Genomic DNA, 18,071 nt, shown 5'->3' with positions numbered 1-18,071 from the left:
ACATGAACAATATGAACGTAATTATTGCCGATGACCATCCGATTGTACTGTTCGGTATTCGCAAGTCACTGGAACAAATCGAATGGGTTAACGTAGTCGGTGAATTTGAAGACTCTACAGCGCTCATTAATAATCTGCCGAAACTCGAGGCAAATGTTCTGATCACCGACCTGTCAATGCCGGGCGATAAATACGGCGATGGTATTACGCTGATCAAATACATTAAACGCCATTTCCCTGCGCTGTCGATTATTGTTCTTACCATGAACAATAACCCGGCAATTCTGAGTGCGGTGCTGGATCTGGATATCGAAGGTATCGTACTGAAACAAGGCGCGCCGACCGACCTACCGAAGGCACTGGCCGCGCTGCAGAAAGGTAAGAAATTTACCCCTGAAAGCGTTTCTCGCCTGCTGGAAAAAATCAGCGCTGGCGGCTATGGCGACAAACGCCTGTCACCGAAAGAGAGCGAAGTACTGCGTCTGTTTGCAGAAGGTTTCCTGGTAACGGAAATCGCTAAAAAGCTGAATCGCAGTATCAAGACCATCAGTAGCCAGAAGAAATCTGCGATGATGAAACTGGGCGTCGATAACGACATTGCCCTGCTGAACTACCTCTCCTCGGTCACGCTGACCCAGACAGAAAAAGAGTAATCCCACACAACCCCGGCTTTCGCCGGGGTTCCTTTTTATCCCCTGCTGTTTCTGACCCGCGCGACATAAGCGGCCAGTGTTTGCTTCAGCACATCCAGCGTCACCGGTTTCGACAGGCAGCTATCCATACCGGATTCAAGGCAGCGCTGTTTCTCTTCCGCCAGCGCGTTAGCCGTTACGCCAATCACCGGCAACGTCAGGCCCAACTGGCGAATCCGCTGCGTCAGACGATAACCGTCCATATTCGGCATGTTGACGTCGCTGAGCACAATATCAATGTGGTTCTTGCTTAGCACGTTCAATGCATCCACCCCATCGTTGGCTGTTTTGCATTGATAGCCCAGCGATCCCAGCTGATCGGCAAGTAATCGCCGGTTAATCGGATGATCGTCAACCACCAGGATCATCATATCGTCGTTGCGCGATACCTCATTGTCCTCTATGGCCTGCGTCGCGCTCGCCTGCGGTTCCACCACCTGTACGCGGTAAATGCGTCCCAGCAACGCCAGCAAATCGTGCGGCGCGGCGACGCTGTGTAACCATTCGCCCGGCGCACGTTCAACTGGAATACCGATATGGCGACGGCAGAAAACAATCACCGCCCGCGCGCCCGAAGGATGTTCCAGATCATCATCGGTAATCAACGTATCCTGAAGGCCGAGTTCTCGCCCGTCGTACTGCTTCGTATGGATGCCATTCCAGTTCAGCAAGCTCTGCAAATAGGCCGATAGTGAGGCGTTACGCACCGCCAACCAGCAGCAGGTCTCCGCCAGCCCATCGACATCAGCGCGCTCCGGCGCGACCGCATTGTAAAGCGGAATACGAATAGTGAACTGGCTGCCCATACCCGGTTCGGTATCCACCGCGATATCGCCGTCCATCATGCTAATCAGCTTCTCGCAAATCGCCAGCCCCAGGCCTGTGCCCTGGAAATTACGCTGCACACCGGTTCCGACCTGGAAGAAAGGATCAAACAACCGCACCACTTCTTTACCGGGGATCCCCACACCGGTATCGCGCACGCGTATGCTAAGATAATCCGCATCACGCTGTACATGCAGCACAATGCAACCGATGTCGGTGAACTTAATCGCATTGCTCAGCAGGTTTGAGATCACCTGTTGCAAACGCATTGGATCGCCGTTGAGAACCACGGGCACATCAGGCTCGATAAAACAGTAGAGCCCCAGTTGTTTACGCACCACCAGCGGCAGATAGTTGGCGGTAATATGGCTCATCACCTCGCGCGGGGAAAACTCCCGCGGCTCGATTTTTAACTGCTCAGACTCAATTTTCGAGAAGTCGAGAATATCGCTGATAATTTTCAGCAGCAGGCTGGAAGAGTTATTCATCGCCGTCACCAGGCGGTCAACGCCCTTCGGCAGCTCTTTGGTCTGCAGCAGATCGAGGTTACCGATAATGCCATACAGCGGCGTGCGCAGTTCATGGCTGACGGTCGCCAGGAACATCGATTTCGACTGGCTGGCCTGTTCTGCCGCCTGCGCCATTTCCTGTAACGACTCTTCCATTTTGACGCGCGCGGAGACATCCACCAGCACACAAATCGCCACGTTTTCATTGCGATAGCGCGAATGAACAAAGCTGATTTGCAGATTAGTGTTGTTGCTGGTCAACACATCAACAAAATTGACCTGCTGGCCGCAGATGATCTGCGTCAGCCGCTGCCGATCTTCATGCGTAAGCATGTTCAGGTAATTATGCGCCAGTTCGTTACTGAGAATATTCGTCCCGTCCTGGGTGCGCAGAATACAGATCCCCACCGGCGCAGAAGCGACGATTTTACGGTTGAACTGCTCATGCTCTTCCAGCCGCTGCGCATCATTTTCCGCCGGAATAAAGATACGTCGCTCATACATGCGCGCCAGGGTAAACAGCGCCACGCCAACCAGCACGTTCAGGAGCACGGCATTGAGGATCAGCATGCGGATACGTTCCAGTACCATATCGACAGGAACGGAATAGACCACGCTTAATGAGGATGGCGGTAAGCTCTTTTTCAGGATCAGCTCGCGGAAACCAGAGGTATAACCGAACCACGAACGTTCCTGCATCCAGCGCGGATCGGCAACAATGCCGCTCTCCTGGCCGGTCAGCGAAATCAGCGAGTGCCCGCTTTCATCCAGAATGGTGACGCCCATCGGCAGGCTGCCCGGCGTAAAGAAATTCTCCATGCGGATTGACTGTTCGGTGCCCAGCAACGCCTGAAGACGATTACCAAGATAAACCGGCGTCAGCGCGTAAAAGTAACCAATTCCAGGGCGCGGCCCCTGGCTCATCCAGTAGAGGTTATTGCTGCGCTCATCCTGCGGCGCATTGCGGTATTTCACAATCCGCTCATGCAAGCTTTTTAAGGTATCGTCACGCTCGACCGGCAGGTCGCGCAGGCCGAAATCCGCCATACACAGATTGTCACTGCCAATCAGAAATACGCGGTTGAGATCGTAGGCGGCTGAGAAATTGTCACGCCAGTAGCGCATAAACCAAGCCAGCGACTCCAGCGAACCACGCCATGAACTACTCATTGCAGAGCAGTCAGAATCGGGGAACAGCGGTAAAAACGCCGGCACGTCGGTTTTATCATCGCGACTGCGCGAGGTAAGGATGCCGTTTTCCGCCGTCAGACGGTTTTCGGCAATGTACTTCAGCTCTTTCATCACATCTGAGGTGCGCTGAATATAACGCTGTGCCTGATCGGAACTGAGGTTGAATTCCTGACGAATCTCTGACTCTTTGTCGTGCAACGCATTGACGATGTAAAACACTGAAAAAAAGGCAATTAACAGCCACAGCAATAGCGCCAGCGCTCTGAATAAATAGCGGGAAACTTTCAGGGTACTGCGAAAAGAGACGAGGTATTTCAACCTGGGGAAACTCCGCCACAAGGAAGTTAAAAAAGAGTGTCGTTAAGGTAGCGATAAATCGCGAATGCCGCAATGGCAATGAAAAAGGGCCGGAAAACCGGCCCTCTGTGACGCATTACTCGTCGGCGTCATCCGCCGTATCGTCGTCAGTGTCAACTTCCGGCGCGATGTCGTCATCGCCTTCCGCCACACTGCCATCGATGGAGTCCAGCTCTTCGTCATCCACCGGTTCGGCGACACGTTGCAGACCCACAACGTTTTCATCTTCCGCGGTACGGATGAGGATCACACCCTGGGTGTTACGGCCCACCACGCTGATTTCCGACACGCGTGTACGCACCAGCGTACCGGCATCAGTGATCATCATGATCTGGTCGCAATCATCGACCTGCACCGCGCCGACCACGGAGCCATTACGCTCGGTGACCTTGATGGAGATAACGCCCTGTGTACCACGAGATTTGGTCGGGTACTCGGTTTCAGCAGTACGTTTACCGTAACCGTTCTGCGTGACCGTCAGGATGGCGCCTTCGCCGCGCGGAACAATCAGCGATACCACGCTGTCTTTTTCCGCCAGCTTGATGCCGCGTACACCGGTCGCCGTACGACCCATCGCGCGCACCGCACCCTCTTTAAAGCGCACCACTTTACCGGCAGCAGAGAACAACATCACTTCGTCGTTCCCGGAAGTCAGATCGACGCCAATCAGTTCGTCGCCTTCGTTCAGGTTAACGGCAATGATCCCGGCAGAACGCGGACGGCTGAATTCGGTAAGCGCAGTTTTCTTCACGGTACCGCTGGCGGTCGCCATAAAGACGTTAACGCCCTCTTCGTATTCGCGTACCGGCAGGATCGCCGTGATACGTTCGTCCTGCTCCAGCGGCAACAGGTTGACGATCGGACGACCACGCGCGCCACGGCTCGCTTCCGGCAGCTGGTAAACCTTCATCCAGTAGAGACGGCCACGGCTGGAGAAGCAGAGGATCGTATCGTGGGTGTTGGCCACCAGTAGGCGGTCGATAAAGTCTTCTTCTTTAATACGCGCAGCCGATTTACCTTTACCACCACGGCGCTGGGCTTCGTAGTCGGTCAGCGGCTGATACTTCACATAGCCCTGATGCGACAGCGTAACCACAACGTCTTCCTGATTGATCAGGTCTTCGATATTGATATCGGCGGTGTTCGCGGTAATTTCGGTACGGCGCTCATCACCGAACTGTTCGCGAATCAGTTCAAGCTCTTCGCGAATCACTTCCATCAGGCGCTCAGCGCTGCCGAGGATGTGCAGCAGTTCAGCGATCTGCTCCAGCAGCTCTTTGTATTCATCGAGCAGTTTTTCATGCTCAAGGCCAGTCAGTTTCTGCAAACGCAGATCCAGAATCGCCTGTGCCTGTTGCTCGGTCAGGTAGTACTTACCGTCACGGATACCGAACTCCGGCTCCAGCCACTCCGGACGTGCTGCGTCATCGCCCGCACGTTCCAGCATCGAGGAGACATTGCCCAGATCCCACGGCTGCGCGATCAGGCCCGCTTTCGCTTCGGCCGGGGTCGGCGCACGACGGATCAGTTCGATGATCGGATCGATATTCGCCAGCGCCACGGCCAGCGCTTCAAGGATATGCGCTCGGTCACGGGCTTTACGCAGTTCGAAAATGGTACGACGGGTCACCACTTCACGGCGGTGACGCACGAACGCGGCCAGAATCTCTTTCAGCGTCATGATCTTCGGCTGACCATGGTGCAACGCCACCATGTTGATACCGAAGGAGACCTGCAATTGCGTCTGGGAGTAGAGGTTGTTCAGCACCACTTCGCCCACAGCATCGCGTTTCACTTCGATGACGATGCGCATACCGTCTTTATCAGACTCGTCGCGCAGCGCGCTGATGCCTTCAACGCGTTTGTCTTTCACCAGTTCGGCAATCTTCTCGATCAGGCGCGCTTTGTTCACCTGATACGGAATTTCATGCACGATAATGGTTTCACGGCCGTTTTTCGCATCGGTTTCTACCTCTGCGCGGGCGCGAATGTAGATCTTGCCACGACCGGTGCGGTAGGCTTCTTCAATCCCACGACGACCGTTAATGATGGCGGCAGTCGGAAAATCCGGCCCCGGAATGTACTCCATCAGCCCTTCAACGCTGATGTCTTCATTGTCGATATAGGCCAGGCAGCCGTTGATCACTTCCGTCAGGTTGTGTGGCGGAATGTTGGTTGCCATACCGACCGCGATCCCGGAAGAACCGTTCACCAGCAGGTTCGGGATCTTGGTGGGCATTACATCTGGGATTCTTTCGGTGCCGTCGTAGTTATCGACGTAGTCAACCGTCTCTTTTTCCAGATCGGCCATCAATTCATGGGCGATCTTCGCCAGGCGAATTTCCGTATAACGCATCGCCGCCGCGGAGTCGCCATCGATGGAACCGAAGTTGCCCTGACCATCAACCAGCATGTAACGCAGCGAGAACGGCTGCGCCATACGGACAATGGTGTCATACACCGCGGAATCACCATGGGGATGGTACTTACCGATTACGTCACCAACGACACGGGCAGATTTTTTGTAGGCTTTATTCCAGTCATTGCCCAATACGTTCATGGCGTAAAGTACGCGACGGTGAACCGGTTTCAGGCCATCTCGGACATCCGGCAGCGCACGGCCAACAATGACCGACATCGCATAGTCCAGATAGGAGCTTTTCAGCTCTTCCTCGATGTTAACCGGTGTAATTTCTCTCGCAAGGTCGCTCATCTAACCGCTATCCCTCTACTGTATCCCGGATTCAAAGGTCGCAAATTATAACACAACCGCTGTGAGACAGGTAAATCTATAACTCCCGCGCAAAGGTTTATTCATCCCGTCGGCCTGATATACTCACACGTCTTATTGAGAGAGGAGTAAATGCGCCCATGAATGCCGAAAAAACACTGGCCGCTCAGAATGTTGACCACGCTGAAATCGCCAAATTCGAAGCTGTCGCTTCACGCTGGTGGGATAAAGAGGGTGAGTTTAAGCCCCTGCACCGTATTAACCCGCTGCGTCTGGGCTACATTAGCGAACATGCCGGCGGTCTGTTCGGTAAAAAGGTGCTCGATGTTGGCTGCGGCGGCGGCATCCTGGCGGAAAGCATGGCGCAGGAAGGCGCAACGGTGACCGGTCTGGATATGGGCTTTGAACCGTTGCAGGTCGCGCGTATGCATGCGCTGGAATCCGGCGTGCAGGTCGATTATGTTCAGGAAACCGTCGAAGAACATGCCGCGAAACACGCGCAGCAGTACGACGTGGTGACCTGTATGGAGATGCTGGAGCACGTCCCCGATCCGCAATCGGTGGTAAAAGCGTGTGCGCAGCTGGTTAAACCGGGCGGTCACGTCTTCTTCTCGACAATTAACCGCAATGGCAAATCCTGGCTGATGGCTGTCGTCGGCGCAGAATATGTGCTGCGCATGGTGCCGAAAGGCACGCACGACGTGAAGAAATTCATTAAACCTGCTGAATTATTAACCTGGATCGATGAGACGGTGCTTCAGGAACGTCATATCACCGGGCTGCATTATAATCCGCTGCTGAATAAATTTACCTTAGGGCCGGGCGTTGATGTTAATTACATGTTACACACAACGGCAAAAAACAACTAAGGTCATTAGTTAAAGTTATAAATGTTGCGCAGTATCAAGCTGCGCATTTGCCTTTCCCGATGAAGAAATCAGCACTCGATCAAAAATTCATTTTTTTTTGCAAAATGTTGACATCCCCGCCAGGCCTTACAGCATGAGGACTTAGCGTTTATTACGCTTTCGCAACCTCAATTTAACCTCAAAATCAACTCTTGTACTGAAAAGAATCCTTACTAGAATAATCACCATATAGCGTTTTCCTTATCGCAAACCCCCTACATATAGTATTTATCCACAGAGTTAGTCACAGCGACGAACTGTGGATAATTGGGGGATACTTTTATTTCACGGACAGGTAATCACATGAATCAGAGTCTGCTGGTGACAAAACGTGATGGTGGCACTGAGCGCATCAATCTCGACAAAATCCATCGAGTGCTGGATTGGGCGGCAGAGGGGCTGAGTAACGTCTCTATCTCTCAGGTTGAACTGCGTTCACATATTCAGTTTTACGACGGGATCAAAACCTCCGACATCCATGAGACCATCATCAAGGCCGCCGCGGATTTAATCTCCCGCGATGCGCCGGACTACCAGTACCTGGCCGCGCGCCTGGCGATTTTCCACCTGCGTAAAAAAGCTTACGGTCAGTTTGAACCGCCAACGCTGTACGACCACGTGAAAAAAATGATCGAACTGGGTAAATACGATCATCATCTGCTGGAAGACTACACGGAAGAAGAGTTCAAGCAGATGGACGGTTTTATCGATCACTGGCGTGATATGAACTTCTCCTATGCCGCCGTGAAGCAGCTGGAAGGGAAATACCTGGTACAGAACCGCGTGACCGGCGAAATCTACGAGAGCGCGCAGTTCCTCTATATTCTGGTTGCTGCCTGCCTGTTCTCGAACTACCCACGTGAAACGCGTCTGGACTACGTGAAGCGTTTCTATGATGCGGTATCCACGTTCAAAATTTCGCTGCCGACGCCGATCATGTCCGGCGTGCGTACTCCGACGCGTCAGTTCAGCTCCTGCGTACTGATTGAGTGCGGCGACAGCCTGGATTCCATCAACGCCACTTCCAGCGCGATTGTGAAATACGTTTCCCAGCGTGCCGGTATCGGCATCAACGCCGGTCGCATCCGCGCGCTGGGCAGCCCGATCCGTGGTGGTGAAGCGTTCCACACTGGCTGTATTCCGTTCTACAAACATTTCCAGACGGCGGTGAAATCCTGCTCGCAGGGCGGCGTACGCGGTGGTGCGGCCACCCTGTTCTACCCGATGTGGCACCTGGAAGTAGAAAGCCTGCTGGTACTGAAAAACAACCGCGGCGTGGAAGGTAACCGCGTGCGTCACATGGACTACGGCGTACAGATCAACAAACTGATGTACACCCGTCTGCTGAAAGGTGAAGAGATCACCCTGTTCAGCCCGTCCGACGTCCCGGGTTTGTATGACGCGTTCTTCGCCGATCAGGACGAGTTCGAGCGTCTGTACACCCAATATGAGAAAGACGACAGCATCCGTAAGCAGCGCATCAAAGCGGTTGAGCTGTTCTCACTGATGATGCAGGAACGTGCTTCAACGGGCCGTATCTACATCCAGAACGTCGACCACTGCAACACTCACAGCCCGTTCGACCCGCAGGTCGCACCGGTACGTCAGTCCAACCTGTGCCTGGAAATCGCGCTGCCGACCAAGCCGCTGGATGACGTTAATGACGACAGCGGTGAAATCGCACTCTGTACGCTGTCTGCTTTCAACCTCGGCGCCATCAAAAACCTCGACGAGCTGGAAGAGCTGGCAACGCTTGCGGTACGTGCTCTCGACGCGCTGCTGGATTACCAGGATTACCCAATCCCGGCGGCAAAACGTGGCGCCATGGGCCGCCGTACGCTGGGTATCGGCGTGATCAACTTTGCTTACTGGCTGGCGAAGAACGGCAAGCGTTACTCCGACGGCAGCGCCAATAACCTGACGCATCAAACCTTCGAAGCCATTCAGTACTGGCTGCTGAAAGCGTCTAACGAGCTGGCGAAAGAGCAAGGTGCATGCCCGTGGTTCAATGAAACCACCTATTCGCAGGGCATTTTGCCGATCGACACCTACAAGAAAGATCTCGACGGTATTACCAACGAGCCGCTGCATTACGACTGGGAAGCACTGCGCGAATCCATCAAAACGCACGGTCTGCGTAACTCCACGCTCTCCGCGCTGATGCCGTCTGAAACGTCATCGCAGATCTCCAACGCCACCAACGGAATCGAACCGCCGCGCGGCCACGTGAGCATCAAAGCGTCGAAAGATGGTATTCTGCGCCAGGTGGTGCCGGACTACGAAAAACTGAGCACCGCTTACGAGCTGCTGTGGGAAATGCCGAACAATGACGGCTACCTGCAACTGGTCGGCATTATGCAGAAGTTTATCGATCAGTCGATTTCGGCGAACACCAACTACGATCCGAGCCGTTTCCCGTCGGGCAAAGTGCCGATGCAACAATTACTGAAAGACTTGCTCACCGCGTACAAATTTGGCGTGAAAACGCTGTACTATCAAAACACCCGCGATGGAGCGGAAGATGCCCAGGATGACCTGGTACCTTCCATCCAGGACGATGGCTGCGAAAGCGGCGCATGTAAGATCTAACGAAGGGGCGGGGAAACCCGCCCTTTTCTTTCGCAAGACAGGACACTTTCATGGCTTACACCACTTTTTCACAGACGAAAAACAATCAGCTACTGGAGCCGATGTTCTTTGGCCAGCCGGTTAACGTGGCGCGCTACGATCAGCAAAAATATGACATCTTTGAAAAGCTGATTGAAAAACAACTCTCTTTCTTCTGGCGTCCGGAAGAAGTTGATGTTTCCCGCGACCGTATCGATTTCCAGGCGCTGCCGGAACACGAAAAACATATTTTTATCAGCAACCTGAAATACCAGACGCTGCTGGATTCCATCCAGGGTCGCAGCCCGAACGTCGCACTGCTGCCGCTGATCTCCATTCCGGAACTGGAGACCTGGGTCGAGACGTGGGCGTTTTCCGAAACCATCCACTCGCGCTCTTACACCCACATCATCCGCAACATCGTTAACGATCCAGCGGTGGTGTTTGACGATATCGTCACCAACGAGCAGATCCTCAAACGTGCGGAAGGCATCTCGCATTTCTATGATGACCTGATTGAGACGACCAGCTACTGGCATCTGCTGGGCGAAGGCACACACACCGTGAACGGCAAAACCGTTACCGTGAACCTGCGCGAGCTGAAAAAGAAACTCTACCTGTGCCTGATGAGCGTTAATGCGCTGGAAGCGATTCGCTTCTATGTCAGCTTCGCCTGCTCCTTTGCCTTTGCCGAGCGCGAACTGATGGAAGGCAACGCCAAAATCATCCGCCTGATTGCCCGCGATGAAGCGCTGCACCTGACCGGCACTCAGCATATGCTGAACCTGCTGCGCTCTGGCGCTGACGATCCGGAAATGGCAGAGATTGCCGAAGAGTGCAAACAGGCATCCTATGACCTGTTCGTGCAGGCGGCTTTGCAGGAGAAAGAGTGGGCGGAATACCTGTTCCAGGGCGGTTCAATGATCGGCCTGAACAAAGACATTCTCTGCCAGTACGTCGAATACATCACCAACATCCGCATGCAGGCGGTTGGCCTCGATCTGCCGTTCCAGACGCGTTCAAACCCGATTCCGTGGATCAACACCTGGCTGGTTTCCGATAACGTGCAGGTGGCGCCGCAGGAAGTGGAAGTCAGTTCCTACCTGGTCGGTCAGATCGATTCTGAAGTCGATACCGACGATCTGAGCAGCTTCCAGCTCTGATGAGTCGCGTAACGCTGCGCCTTTCCGGCACCGAGGTGCTGTGCCGGGATGAGCACCCTTCCCTGCTGGTGGCGCTGGAGTCACAGCAGGTGGAAGTGGAGTACCAGTGCCGCGCAGGCTACTGCGGTTCCTGCCGTTGTCGTCTGGTAGCAGGCCAGGTTGACTGGATTGCCGAGCCGCTGGCCTTCGTTAACGAAGGGGAAATTTTGCCCTGCTGCTGCCGGGCGAAAGGCGATATTGAGATTGAGATGTAAAAAAGGGCCATACGGCCCTTTTTTGTTGACGGCTTCAGCACCATCTGGCGAAACAGCTTTCCCTACTGCCGCTTATCTTTTAAAAACTGCACTGCTTTATCCGGGAAGTCGGTAAACAAGCCATCGACATCCGCCTGCCGGTACAGCACCTCATACAGCTGATTGACATCACTGGCGTACGGCGGAAGCTGATCGGCCCGCACGGTAAACGGATGCACCTGCAAATGGTGTTCATGCGCCTCTTTGACCATCTGCGTTAGCTTCACGTTGCCCGGCGTGGAACCGTCGGCCACCAGCATATGGTAATCCGGGCCAATCCCGTCAGCATACTGCGCAATCTGCTGCATCGCGCCGGGTTGCAGCATCCAGTCATAGTTGTAATTCACCCATTTACCATCCGGTTGTTTTTGCTGAGTTTCATGCCATTTGGTGTAGGCAATCAGTTGCACCAGATTGAGATCCATCCCCATCTTCGGCTCCAGCTCATGTTTAATGCGCTTTAGCTCGTCGGCATCAAAACATTGCAGGTAGACTTTGTCTTTTTTACTGGTGTAACCGTACTTTTTCAGCACTTCCAGCGTCTTCGCAGCAATGTCCTTGCCTTCCTGATGATGGAACCACGGCGCTTTGATTTCCGGGTAGATACCGATATTTTTGCCCGTGGAGTGGTTCAACCCCTGCACAAACTCAATCTCTTCGGCAAAGGTATGAATGCGGAATTCCGATTTGCCCATCGGAAAGCGCCCCGGAAAGAGCTGCACTTTCTTGCCGTTTTCCACATCAAAGCCTTCGGTAAACTTCAGCGAACGAATTTCGTCCAGCGTAAAGTCGATGGCGTAAAAGCGGCCATCTTTACGGGCGCGCTGCGGAAAACGCTCCGCCACATCGGTCACGCGATCCAGATAGTGATCGTGCAGGACAACCAACTGGTCGTCTTTGGTCATCACCAGATCCTGCTCGAGATAATCGGCGCCCTGCGCATAAGCCATCGCTTTTGCCGGTAATGTGTGCTCCGGCAGATAGCCGCTTGCACCGCGATGGGCAATCACGATTTTCTCCGCCGCCAGCGCCTGGCTGGCAAATAAACCGGCTAGTAACAGGCCGGTTGTGATACGGGTAAAGGTGGTTTTCATCTGCACTCCCTTTTACTGACGGCGCGCCAGCATCTCAGCATGGTGACGTTTTTCGCCCAGCATCACGATAATCAGCAACAAAACGGCGAGAATGCTGCCGCCGATCATCACCATAAAACCGCCATCCCAGCCGAAGAAATCAACGGTATAACCGACAATGGCACTGGCGGCGACAGAACCGCCGAGGTAGCCAAACAATCCGGTAAACCCGGCTGCCGTACCTGCCGCTTTTTTCGGTGCCAGCTCCAGTGCATGCAGACCAATCAGCATCACCGGGCCATAAATCAGGAAGCCAATGACGATCATACAGACCATATCTACCGTCGGATTGCCCGCCGGGTTCAGCCAGTAAACAATAGTCGCGATTGTCACCAGCGTCATAAAGAACACGCCGGTCGCGCCGCGATTGCCACGGAACACTTTGTCCGACATCCAGCCGCAGAGCAGCGTGCCGGGAATACCCGCGTACTCATACAAAAAATAGGCCCACGAGGATTTATCCAGCGCGAAGTGCTTCACTTCTTTCAGGTAAGTTGGCGACCAGTCGAGAATGCCGTAACGCAGCAGATATACGAACACGTTAGCCACGGCGATGTACCACAACAGCTTGTTCGGCAGGATGTACTGCATAAAAATCTGCTTCGCCGACAGCTCTTCTTCGTGCTTGTCACTGTAATCATCCGGGTAGTCGTTTTTGTACTCTTCGATCGGCGGCAAACCGCAGGATTGCGGCGTATCACGCATCAGAGCAAAGGCGATAATCGCCACCAGAATCGCGCCAAAGGCTGGCATATACAGCGCTGCACGCCAGTCGTTAAACCAGGCCATCCCTAACAAAAACAGCAGTGGCGGAATACCGCCGCCAACGTTATGCGCGCAGTTCCACACAGAAACAACGCCGCCGCGCTCCTTCTGCGACCACCAGTGCACCATCGTACGTCCACACGGCGGCCAGCCCATCCCCTGGAACCAACCGCATAAAAAGAGCAGCACAAACATGATCATAATGCTGGAGGTGGCCCAGGGCACAAAGCCCATAAACAGCATCACGGCAGCAGCAAGAATCAGCCCGGCGGGCAGAAACACGCGCGGATTCGAACGATCCGATACCGAGCCCATGATGAATTTCGAAAAGCCGTAGGCAATCGAGATACCTGAAAGCGCAAACCCCAGATCGCCACGGGAGAACCCCTGTTCAACGAGGTACGGCATGGCCAAGGCAAAGTTTTTACGCACCAGATAATAGGCAGCGTAACCAAAAAAAATGCCGAGGAAAATTTGCCAGCGCAGCCGCCGATAAAGCGGGTCGATTTGCGCGTCCGGCAGACGCGAAAGATGGGGGGCAGGTTTAAAAATACTCAACATAGCGGCCTCCGTGGCGCGGTAAGACTCATTTCGGGCAAGAATGAGTGAAAACGAACATTACGAAAGTTATTCGCGGCGGATTGTAGAGAAAGTTTTACGTAGAGAGAACGGGTTGTCGCAATAAATGTTACAGAAATATGACAAGAGTCTAATTTCACGCATGAAAGCGCGTTCGACTTTCGTTATTTGCTCGAATATGCGCGATATCAAACAAACCACACTCATGGTGTGGCTAAATGGTTGCATCTGAAAGTCGGCCACAGGGACGCGAAGATGCATAACTCTCCTGATTACGATGTGATTATTATTGGCGGCGGAGCCACCGGTGCCGGGATAGCCCGTGACTGCGCTCTGCGCGGACTGCGCGCGGTGCTGATCGAACGTCACGACATCGCCACCGGCGCAACTGGCCGCAACCACGGCCTGCTGCACAGCGGGGCGCGCTATGCGGTCACTGATAACGAATCTGCGCGCGAATGCATTGCAGAGAACCAAATCCTCAAACGCATTGCCCGTCACTGCGTTGAACCCACCGATGGTCTGTTCATTACGTTGCCGGAAGATGATTTGGTCTATCAAAGCCAGTTTATCAATTGCTGCCGGCAGGCAGGTATTCCGGCACAGGCGATTTCGCCGCAAGAAGCGCTGCGGTTAGAACCGAGCGTTAACCCGACGCTGCTCGGCGCTGTGCGGGTGCCGGATGGGACAGTGGATCCTTTCCGCCTGACCGCCAGCAATATGCTGGATGCGCGTGAGCACGGAGCAAAAATCCTTACTGGCCACGAAGTGTGCGGGTTGATTCGCCATGGCGATCGCGTGAGCGGCGTGAATCTCTGGCATCCTGCCAGCGGCGAAAATCTGCAACTTTACGCGCCAGTGGTGGTGAACGCTGCCGGGATCTGGGGCCAGCGCATCGCGGAATATGCCGATCTGCGCATTCGCATGTTCCCGGCCAAAGGCGCGCTGTTAATCCTCGATCACCGAATCAATCAGCGGGTTATTAACCGCTGCCGCAAACCTGCCGATGCCGATATTCTGGTGCCTGGCGACACCATTTCACTGATCGGCACCACCTCCACGCACATTGATTACGCCGATATCGATAACGTCCGCGTGACGCCGGAAGAGGTGGATATCCTGCTGCGGGAAGGGGAAAAACTGGCACCGGTAATGGCGCAAACGCGTATTCTGCGCGCCTATGCGGGCGTTCGTCCGCTGGTAGCCAGCGATGACGATCCGAGCGGCCGCAATGTCAGCCGGGGCATTGTGCTGCTGGATCACGCGCAGCGCGACGGGCTGGAAGGGTTTATCACCATTACCGGCGGCAAACTGATGACCTACCGTTTGATGGCCGAATGGGCAACGGATGCGGTCTGCCAAAAACTGAACCACGGCGCGGCCTGCACCACCGCTTCCACTCCGCTGCCTGGTTCCCGGGAGTCAACCGAGCAAACACTGAAAAAAATCATCTCACTGCCAACGCCGCTGCGCGGTTCTGCGGTTTATCGTCACGGCGATCGAACACCCAACTGGCTTGGCAGCGATCGCCACAACCGCAGCCTGGTCTGCGAATGTGAAGCCGTGACGGCGGGCGAAGTGCAGTACGCGGTGGAAAACCTGAATGTCCATTCGCTGCTCGATTTGCGCCGCCGCACGCGCGTCGGCATGGGCACCTGCCAGGGGGAATTATGCGCCTGTCGCGCCGCCGGGCTGTTAAACCGTCTGCATGTTACCAGCGAAACCGAGTCGCTCAGCCAGTTGCGTGATTTCCTTAATGAACGCTGGAAAGGCGTGAAGCCGGTGGCCTGGGGCGATGCCCTGCGCGAAAGCGAGTTCACTCGTTGGGTTTACCAGGGATTATGTGGTCTGGAAAAGGAGGCAGAAGATGAGATTTGACACGGTCATCATCGGCGGCGGTCTGGCAGGACTGTTGTGCGGAATTCGCCTGAGCGAAAGCGGGCAGCGCTGCGCGATTATCAGCCGGGGCCAGAGCGCGCTGAGTTTCTCTTCCGGTTCGCTGGATCTGCTCTCCTTTCTTCCGGACGGGCAACCGGTTACCGACATCGACAGCGCCATTGCTGTGCTTGAGCAACACTACGGCGCGCATCCTTACGCGCTGCTGGGCGCGAAAGCGGTGCGTCACTACGCGCAGCAGGCGCAAACCCTGCTCGCCGACTGTAAGCTGGCGTTACAGGGGGAGATTGATACACCGCATCACCGCGTGACGCCGCTGGGCACGTTTCGCCGCGCCTGGCTTAGCCCGCAGGAAGTACCGCGCAAAACAGAGGCGCAACAGCGAACTGCGGTGGTCGGCATTAGTGGGTTTCTTGATTTTCAGCCGCAACTGGCCGCAAGCGCGCTGCGTAAACGCGGCATCGATGCCCATGCCGAAGAGATTGAACTGCCAGCTCTGGACAGGCTGCGCGATAACCCCAGCGAGTTCCGCGCGGTGAATATTGCCCGCCTGCTGGATGCACCGGAGCACTATAGCGAACTGTATAACGCACTGCTTCCGCTCAGCCAGCAATACGGAATGCTCTGGCTGCCCGCCTGCTTCGGCCTGACGGACAACCATGTCTTTACCCAACTGAATAAACAATTAGCCTGCCCGCTGCGCCTGCTGCCAACGCTGCCGCCATCTGTACCGGGAATGCGCATGCAGTTATTGTTGCAGCAGCGTTTTATTCAACAAGGCGGGAGCTGGATGCCAGGCGACGACGTGCTGCGTGCCGACATCAGCCACAACCATGTCACGCAGCTCTGGACCCGTAAGCATGAAGACATTCCGCTGCGTGCGCGCCACGTCGTGCTGGCCAGCGGCAGTTTCTTCAGCAATGGCCTGATCGCCGGGCGCGATCGCGTGCGGGAGGCGGTTTTCGATCTCGATGTCATGCAGAGCGACAAGCGCAGCGACTGGTATCGCGACGATGTGTTTGACAGCCAGCCGTGGCAGCAATTTGGCGTCCGGACCGACGCGCAACTGCGCGGCCTGTGTCAGGGCGCTGTCGTGGAGAATCTTTATGTTATTGGTTCGGTGCTGGGCGGGTTCGATGCGGTCGCTCAGGGATGCGGCGGCGGCGTTTGCGCCGTGACGGCGCTGCATGCCGCGCAGCAGATCATTGCACAAGGAGGCGAACAATGAACAGCACGCAGTTCGAAAGCTGCATTAAATGCACCGCATGCACCACCGCATGCCCGGTTAGCCGGGTTAACCCCAATTATCCCGGCCCGAAACAGGCCGGTCCCGATGGCGAACGGCTGCGTCTGAAAGACGCCGCGCTGTATGACGATGCGCTGAAGTATTGCACCAACTGTAAACGCTGTGAAACCGCCTGCCCTTCCGGGGTGAAGATTGGCGACATTATTCAGCGCGCCCGCGTCCAGTACGCGGCAAAACCGTTCTCGCTGCGTAATGTCATCCTCAGTCATACGGATTTGATGGGCTCGCTATCAACGCCCGTTGCTCCACTCGTCAACACCGCTACGGCGTTAAAGCCGGTACGCCAGTTGCTTGATAAAACGCTGAAAATTGATCACCATCGCGCGCTGCCGAAATACTCTCACGGCACGTTTCGCCGCTGGTATCGTAGCATCGCCGCGCAACAGCGGGCATTTCCTCAACAGGTAGCGTTTTTTCACGGCTGCTATGTCAATTACAACCATCCACAGTTGGGCAAGGATCTGATCCGTCTGCTGAACGACATGGGCATTGGCGTGCAGTTATTACAGCGGGAGAAGTGTTGCGGCGTGCCGCTGATTGCCAATGGCTTCTTCGCAAAAGCGAAAAAACAGGCGCAATTCAATGTGCAGTCGCTGACGCAAACCGTTGGCGAGCAAGGCTTACCGGTGATCGCCACCTCTTCCACCTGCGCTTTCACCCTGCGCGATGAGTATCCGCATCTGCTGGATGTGGATAACAGCCATGTGCGCTCACACATCGATCTGGCGACGCGCTGGATCTGGCGCATGCTGGATGAAGGGAAAAAGCTGACGCTGCGTGAGACACCGCTGAAGGTGGTCTATCACACCCCGTGTCATCTGGAAAAAATGGGCTGGACGCACTACACGCTGGAACTGCTACGACGCATTCCGGGGCTGGAACTGACAGTGCTGGACTCCCGCTGCTGCGGTATCGCTGGCACGTACGGTTTTAAAAGCGAGAACTACACAACTTCGCAGGCCATCGGCGCGCCGCTGTTTGCCCAGATTGAGGCCAGCGGCGCCGACCTGGTGGTGACGGATTGCGAAACCTGCAAGTGGCAGATTGAGATGTCCACCAGCAAGCGCTGCGAACACCCCATCACTCTGCTGGCGCAAGCATTAGGGTAACGGCAAG

12 protein-coding genes are annotated in these 18,071 nt (G+C 55.0%); 8 read left to right on the top strand and 4 right to left on the bottom strand.

The genetic code is table 11. The features are described 5' to 3' along the window. Nucleotides 1-2 precede the first annotated feature (2 nt). Nucleotides 3-653, top strand: a complete 651-nt coding sequence (gene rcsB, locus Y71_RS08525; RefSeq protein ID WP_007371125.1) for a response regulator transcription factor RcsB — start codon at nucleotides 3-5, stop codon at nucleotides 651-653. Between the two features lie 35 nt (nucleotides 654-688). Here the strand turns inward: rcsB and rcsC are convergent, their stop codons facing one another. Together rcsC and gyrA are read right to left on the bottom strand one after the other, a co-directional pair. Then, nucleotides 689-3,535, bottom strand: coding sequence for a two-component system sensor histidine kinase RcsC (rcsC, locus tag Y71_RS08520; RefSeq protein ID WP_007371124.1), 2,847 nt, complete (start codon nucleotides 3,533-3,535; stop codon nucleotides 689-691). A 115-nt stretch (nucleotides 3,536-3,650) separates the two neighbouring features. Further along, nucleotides 3,651-6,287, bottom strand: a complete 2,637-nt coding sequence (gene gyrA, locus Y71_RS08515) for a DNA topoisomerase (ATP-hydrolyzing) subunit A (RefSeq protein WP_007371123.1) — start codon at nucleotides 6,285-6,287, stop codon at nucleotides 3,651-3,653. Nucleotides 6,288-6,445: 158 nt separating this feature from the next. Between gyrA and ubiG the strand changes: the two genes are divergently transcribed. The 4 genes from ubiG to yfaE all read left to right on the top strand — a co-directional run bounded on the left by ubiG (nucleotide 6,446) and on the right by yfaE (nucleotide 11,237). Continuing rightward, entirely contained in the window at nucleotides 6,446-7,174 is a 729-nt protein-coding gene (gene ubiG, locus Y71_RS08510; RefSeq protein WP_007371122.1) for a bifunctional 2-polyprenyl-6-hydroxyphenol methylase/3-demethylubiquinol 3-O-methyltransferase UbiG, read from the top strand. A gap of 342 nt (nucleotides 7,175-7,516) precedes the next feature. After that, nucleotides 7,517-9,802, top strand: a complete 2,286-nt coding sequence (gene nrdA / locus Y71_RS08505; RefSeq protein ID WP_007371121.1) for a class 1a ribonucleoside-diphosphate reductase subunit alpha — start codon at nucleotides 7,517-7,519, stop codon at nucleotides 9,800-9,802. Between the two features lie 50 nt (nucleotides 9,803-9,852). Continuing rightward, the gene (gene nrdB / locus Y71_RS08500) at nucleotides 9,853-10,983 is read left to right on the top strand and encodes a class Ia ribonucleoside-diphosphate reductase subunit beta (RefSeq protein WP_007371120.1); all 1,131 of its coding nucleotides are present in this window, start codon (nucleotides 9,853-9,855) and stop codon (nucleotides 10,981-10,983) included. After that, nucleotides 10,983-11,237 carry a class I ribonucleotide reductase maintenance protein YfaE gene (gene yfaE / locus Y71_RS08495; RefSeq protein WP_007371119.1) on the top strand — a complete coding sequence of 85 codons (255 nt, stop codon included), beginning with the start codon at nucleotides 10,983-10,985 and terminating at the stop codon, nucleotides 11,235-11,237. Before nrdB ends, yfaE begins: the two co-directional genes overlap by 1 nt. A 62-nt stretch (nucleotides 11,238-11,299) precedes the next feature. Here yfaE and glpQ read toward each other — a convergent pair whose 3' ends face one another. Both glpQ and glpT read right to left on the bottom strand, forming a co-directional pair. Next, complete coding sequence (gene glpQ / locus Y71_RS08490) at nucleotides 11,300-12,370, bottom strand: glycerophosphodiester phosphodiesterase (protein ID WP_007371118.1); 1,071 nt, start codon at nucleotides 12,368-12,370, stop codon at nucleotides 11,300-11,302. A 12-nt stretch (nucleotides 12,371-12,382) separates the two neighbouring features. Continuing rightward, the gene (gene glpT / locus Y71_RS08485; protein ID WP_007371117.1) at nucleotides 12,383-13,735 is read right to left on the bottom strand and encodes a glycerol-3-phosphate transporter; all 1,353 of its coding nucleotides are present in this window, start codon (nucleotides 13,733-13,735) and stop codon (nucleotides 12,383-12,385) included. A 273-nt stretch (nucleotides 13,736-14,008) separates the two neighbouring features. On the opposite strand from glpT, the gene glpA reads away from it, so the two are divergent. From glpA to glpC, 3 genes are read left to right on the top strand one after another with little or no spacing between them, the layout of a single operon-like run. After that, on the top strand, nucleotides 14,009-15,631 hold the full coding sequence (gene glpA / locus Y71_RS08475; protein ID WP_007371115.1) for an anaerobic glycerol-3-phosphate dehydrogenase subunit A: 1,623 nt from the start codon (nucleotides 14,009-14,011) through the stop codon (nucleotides 15,629-15,631). Next, on the top strand, nucleotides 15,621-16,877 hold the full coding sequence (glpB, locus tag Y71_RS08470) for a glycerol-3-phosphate dehydrogenase subunit GlpB (RefSeq protein WP_007371114.1): 1,257 nt from the start codon (nucleotides 15,621-15,623) through the stop codon (nucleotides 16,875-16,877). Before glpA ends, glpB begins: the two co-directional genes overlap by 11 nt. Further along, nucleotides 16,874-18,064: an anaerobic glycerol-3-phosphate dehydrogenase subunit GlpC gene (gene glpC, locus Y71_RS08465; RefSeq protein WP_007371113.1), complete on the top strand. Its 1,191-nt coding sequence runs from the start codon at nucleotides 16,874-16,876 to the stop codon at nucleotides 18,062-18,064. The genes glpB and glpC overlap by 4 nt, the downstream gene beginning before the upstream one ends. Nucleotides 18,065-18,071 lie beyond the last annotated feature (7 nt).

The sequence above is a fragment of the Kosakonia radicincitans DSM 16656 genome (assembly GCF_000280495.2).
Lineage (GTDB): Bacteria > Pseudomonadota > Gammaproteobacteria > Enterobacterales > Enterobacteriaceae > Kosakonia > Kosakonia radicincitans.
This window is presented reverse-complemented; position numbering and strand designations above follow the sequence as displayed.

Bases quoted from the DNA above. Each gene is read 5' to 3' on its own strand.
- rcsB (WP_007371125.1), top strand. From the start codon at position 3: ATGAACAATATGAACGTAATTATTGCCGATGACCATCCGATTGTACTG.
- gyrA (WP_007371123.1), bottom strand. From the start codon at position 6,287: ATGAGCGACCTTGCGAGAGAAATTACACCGGTTAACATCGAGGAAGAG.
- ubiG (WP_007371122.1), top strand. From the start codon at position 6,446: ATGAATGCCGAAAAAACACTGGCCGCTCAGAATGTTGACCACGCTGAA.
- nrdA (WP_007371121.1), top strand. From the start codon at position 7,517: ATGAATCAGAGTCTGCTGGTGACAAAACGTGATGGTGGCACTGAGCGC.
- nrdB (WP_007371120.1), top strand. From the start codon at position 9,853: ATGGCTTACACCACTTTTTCACAGACGAAAAACAATCAGCTACTGGAG.
- yfaE (WP_007371119.1), top strand. From the start codon at position 10,983: ATGAGTCGCGTAACGCTGCGCCTTTCCGGCACCGAGGTGCTGTGCCGG.
- glpQ (WP_007371118.1), bottom strand. From the start codon at position 12,370: ATGAAAACCACCTTTACCCGTATCACAACCGGCCTGTTACTAGCCGGT.
- glpT (WP_007371117.1), bottom strand. From the start codon at position 13,735: ATGTTGAGTATTTTTAAACCTGCCCCCCATCTTTCGCGTCTGCCGGAC.
- glpA (WP_007371115.1), top strand. From the start codon at position 14,009: ATGCATAACTCTCCTGATTACGATGTGATTATTATTGGCGGCGGAGCC.
- glpB (WP_007371114.1), top strand. From the start codon at position 15,621: ATGAGATTTGACACGGTCATCATCGGCGGCGGTCTGGCAGGACTGTTG.
- glpC (WP_007371113.1), top strand. From the start codon at position 16,874: ATGAACAGCACGCAGTTCGAAAGCTGCATTAAATGCACCGCATGCACC.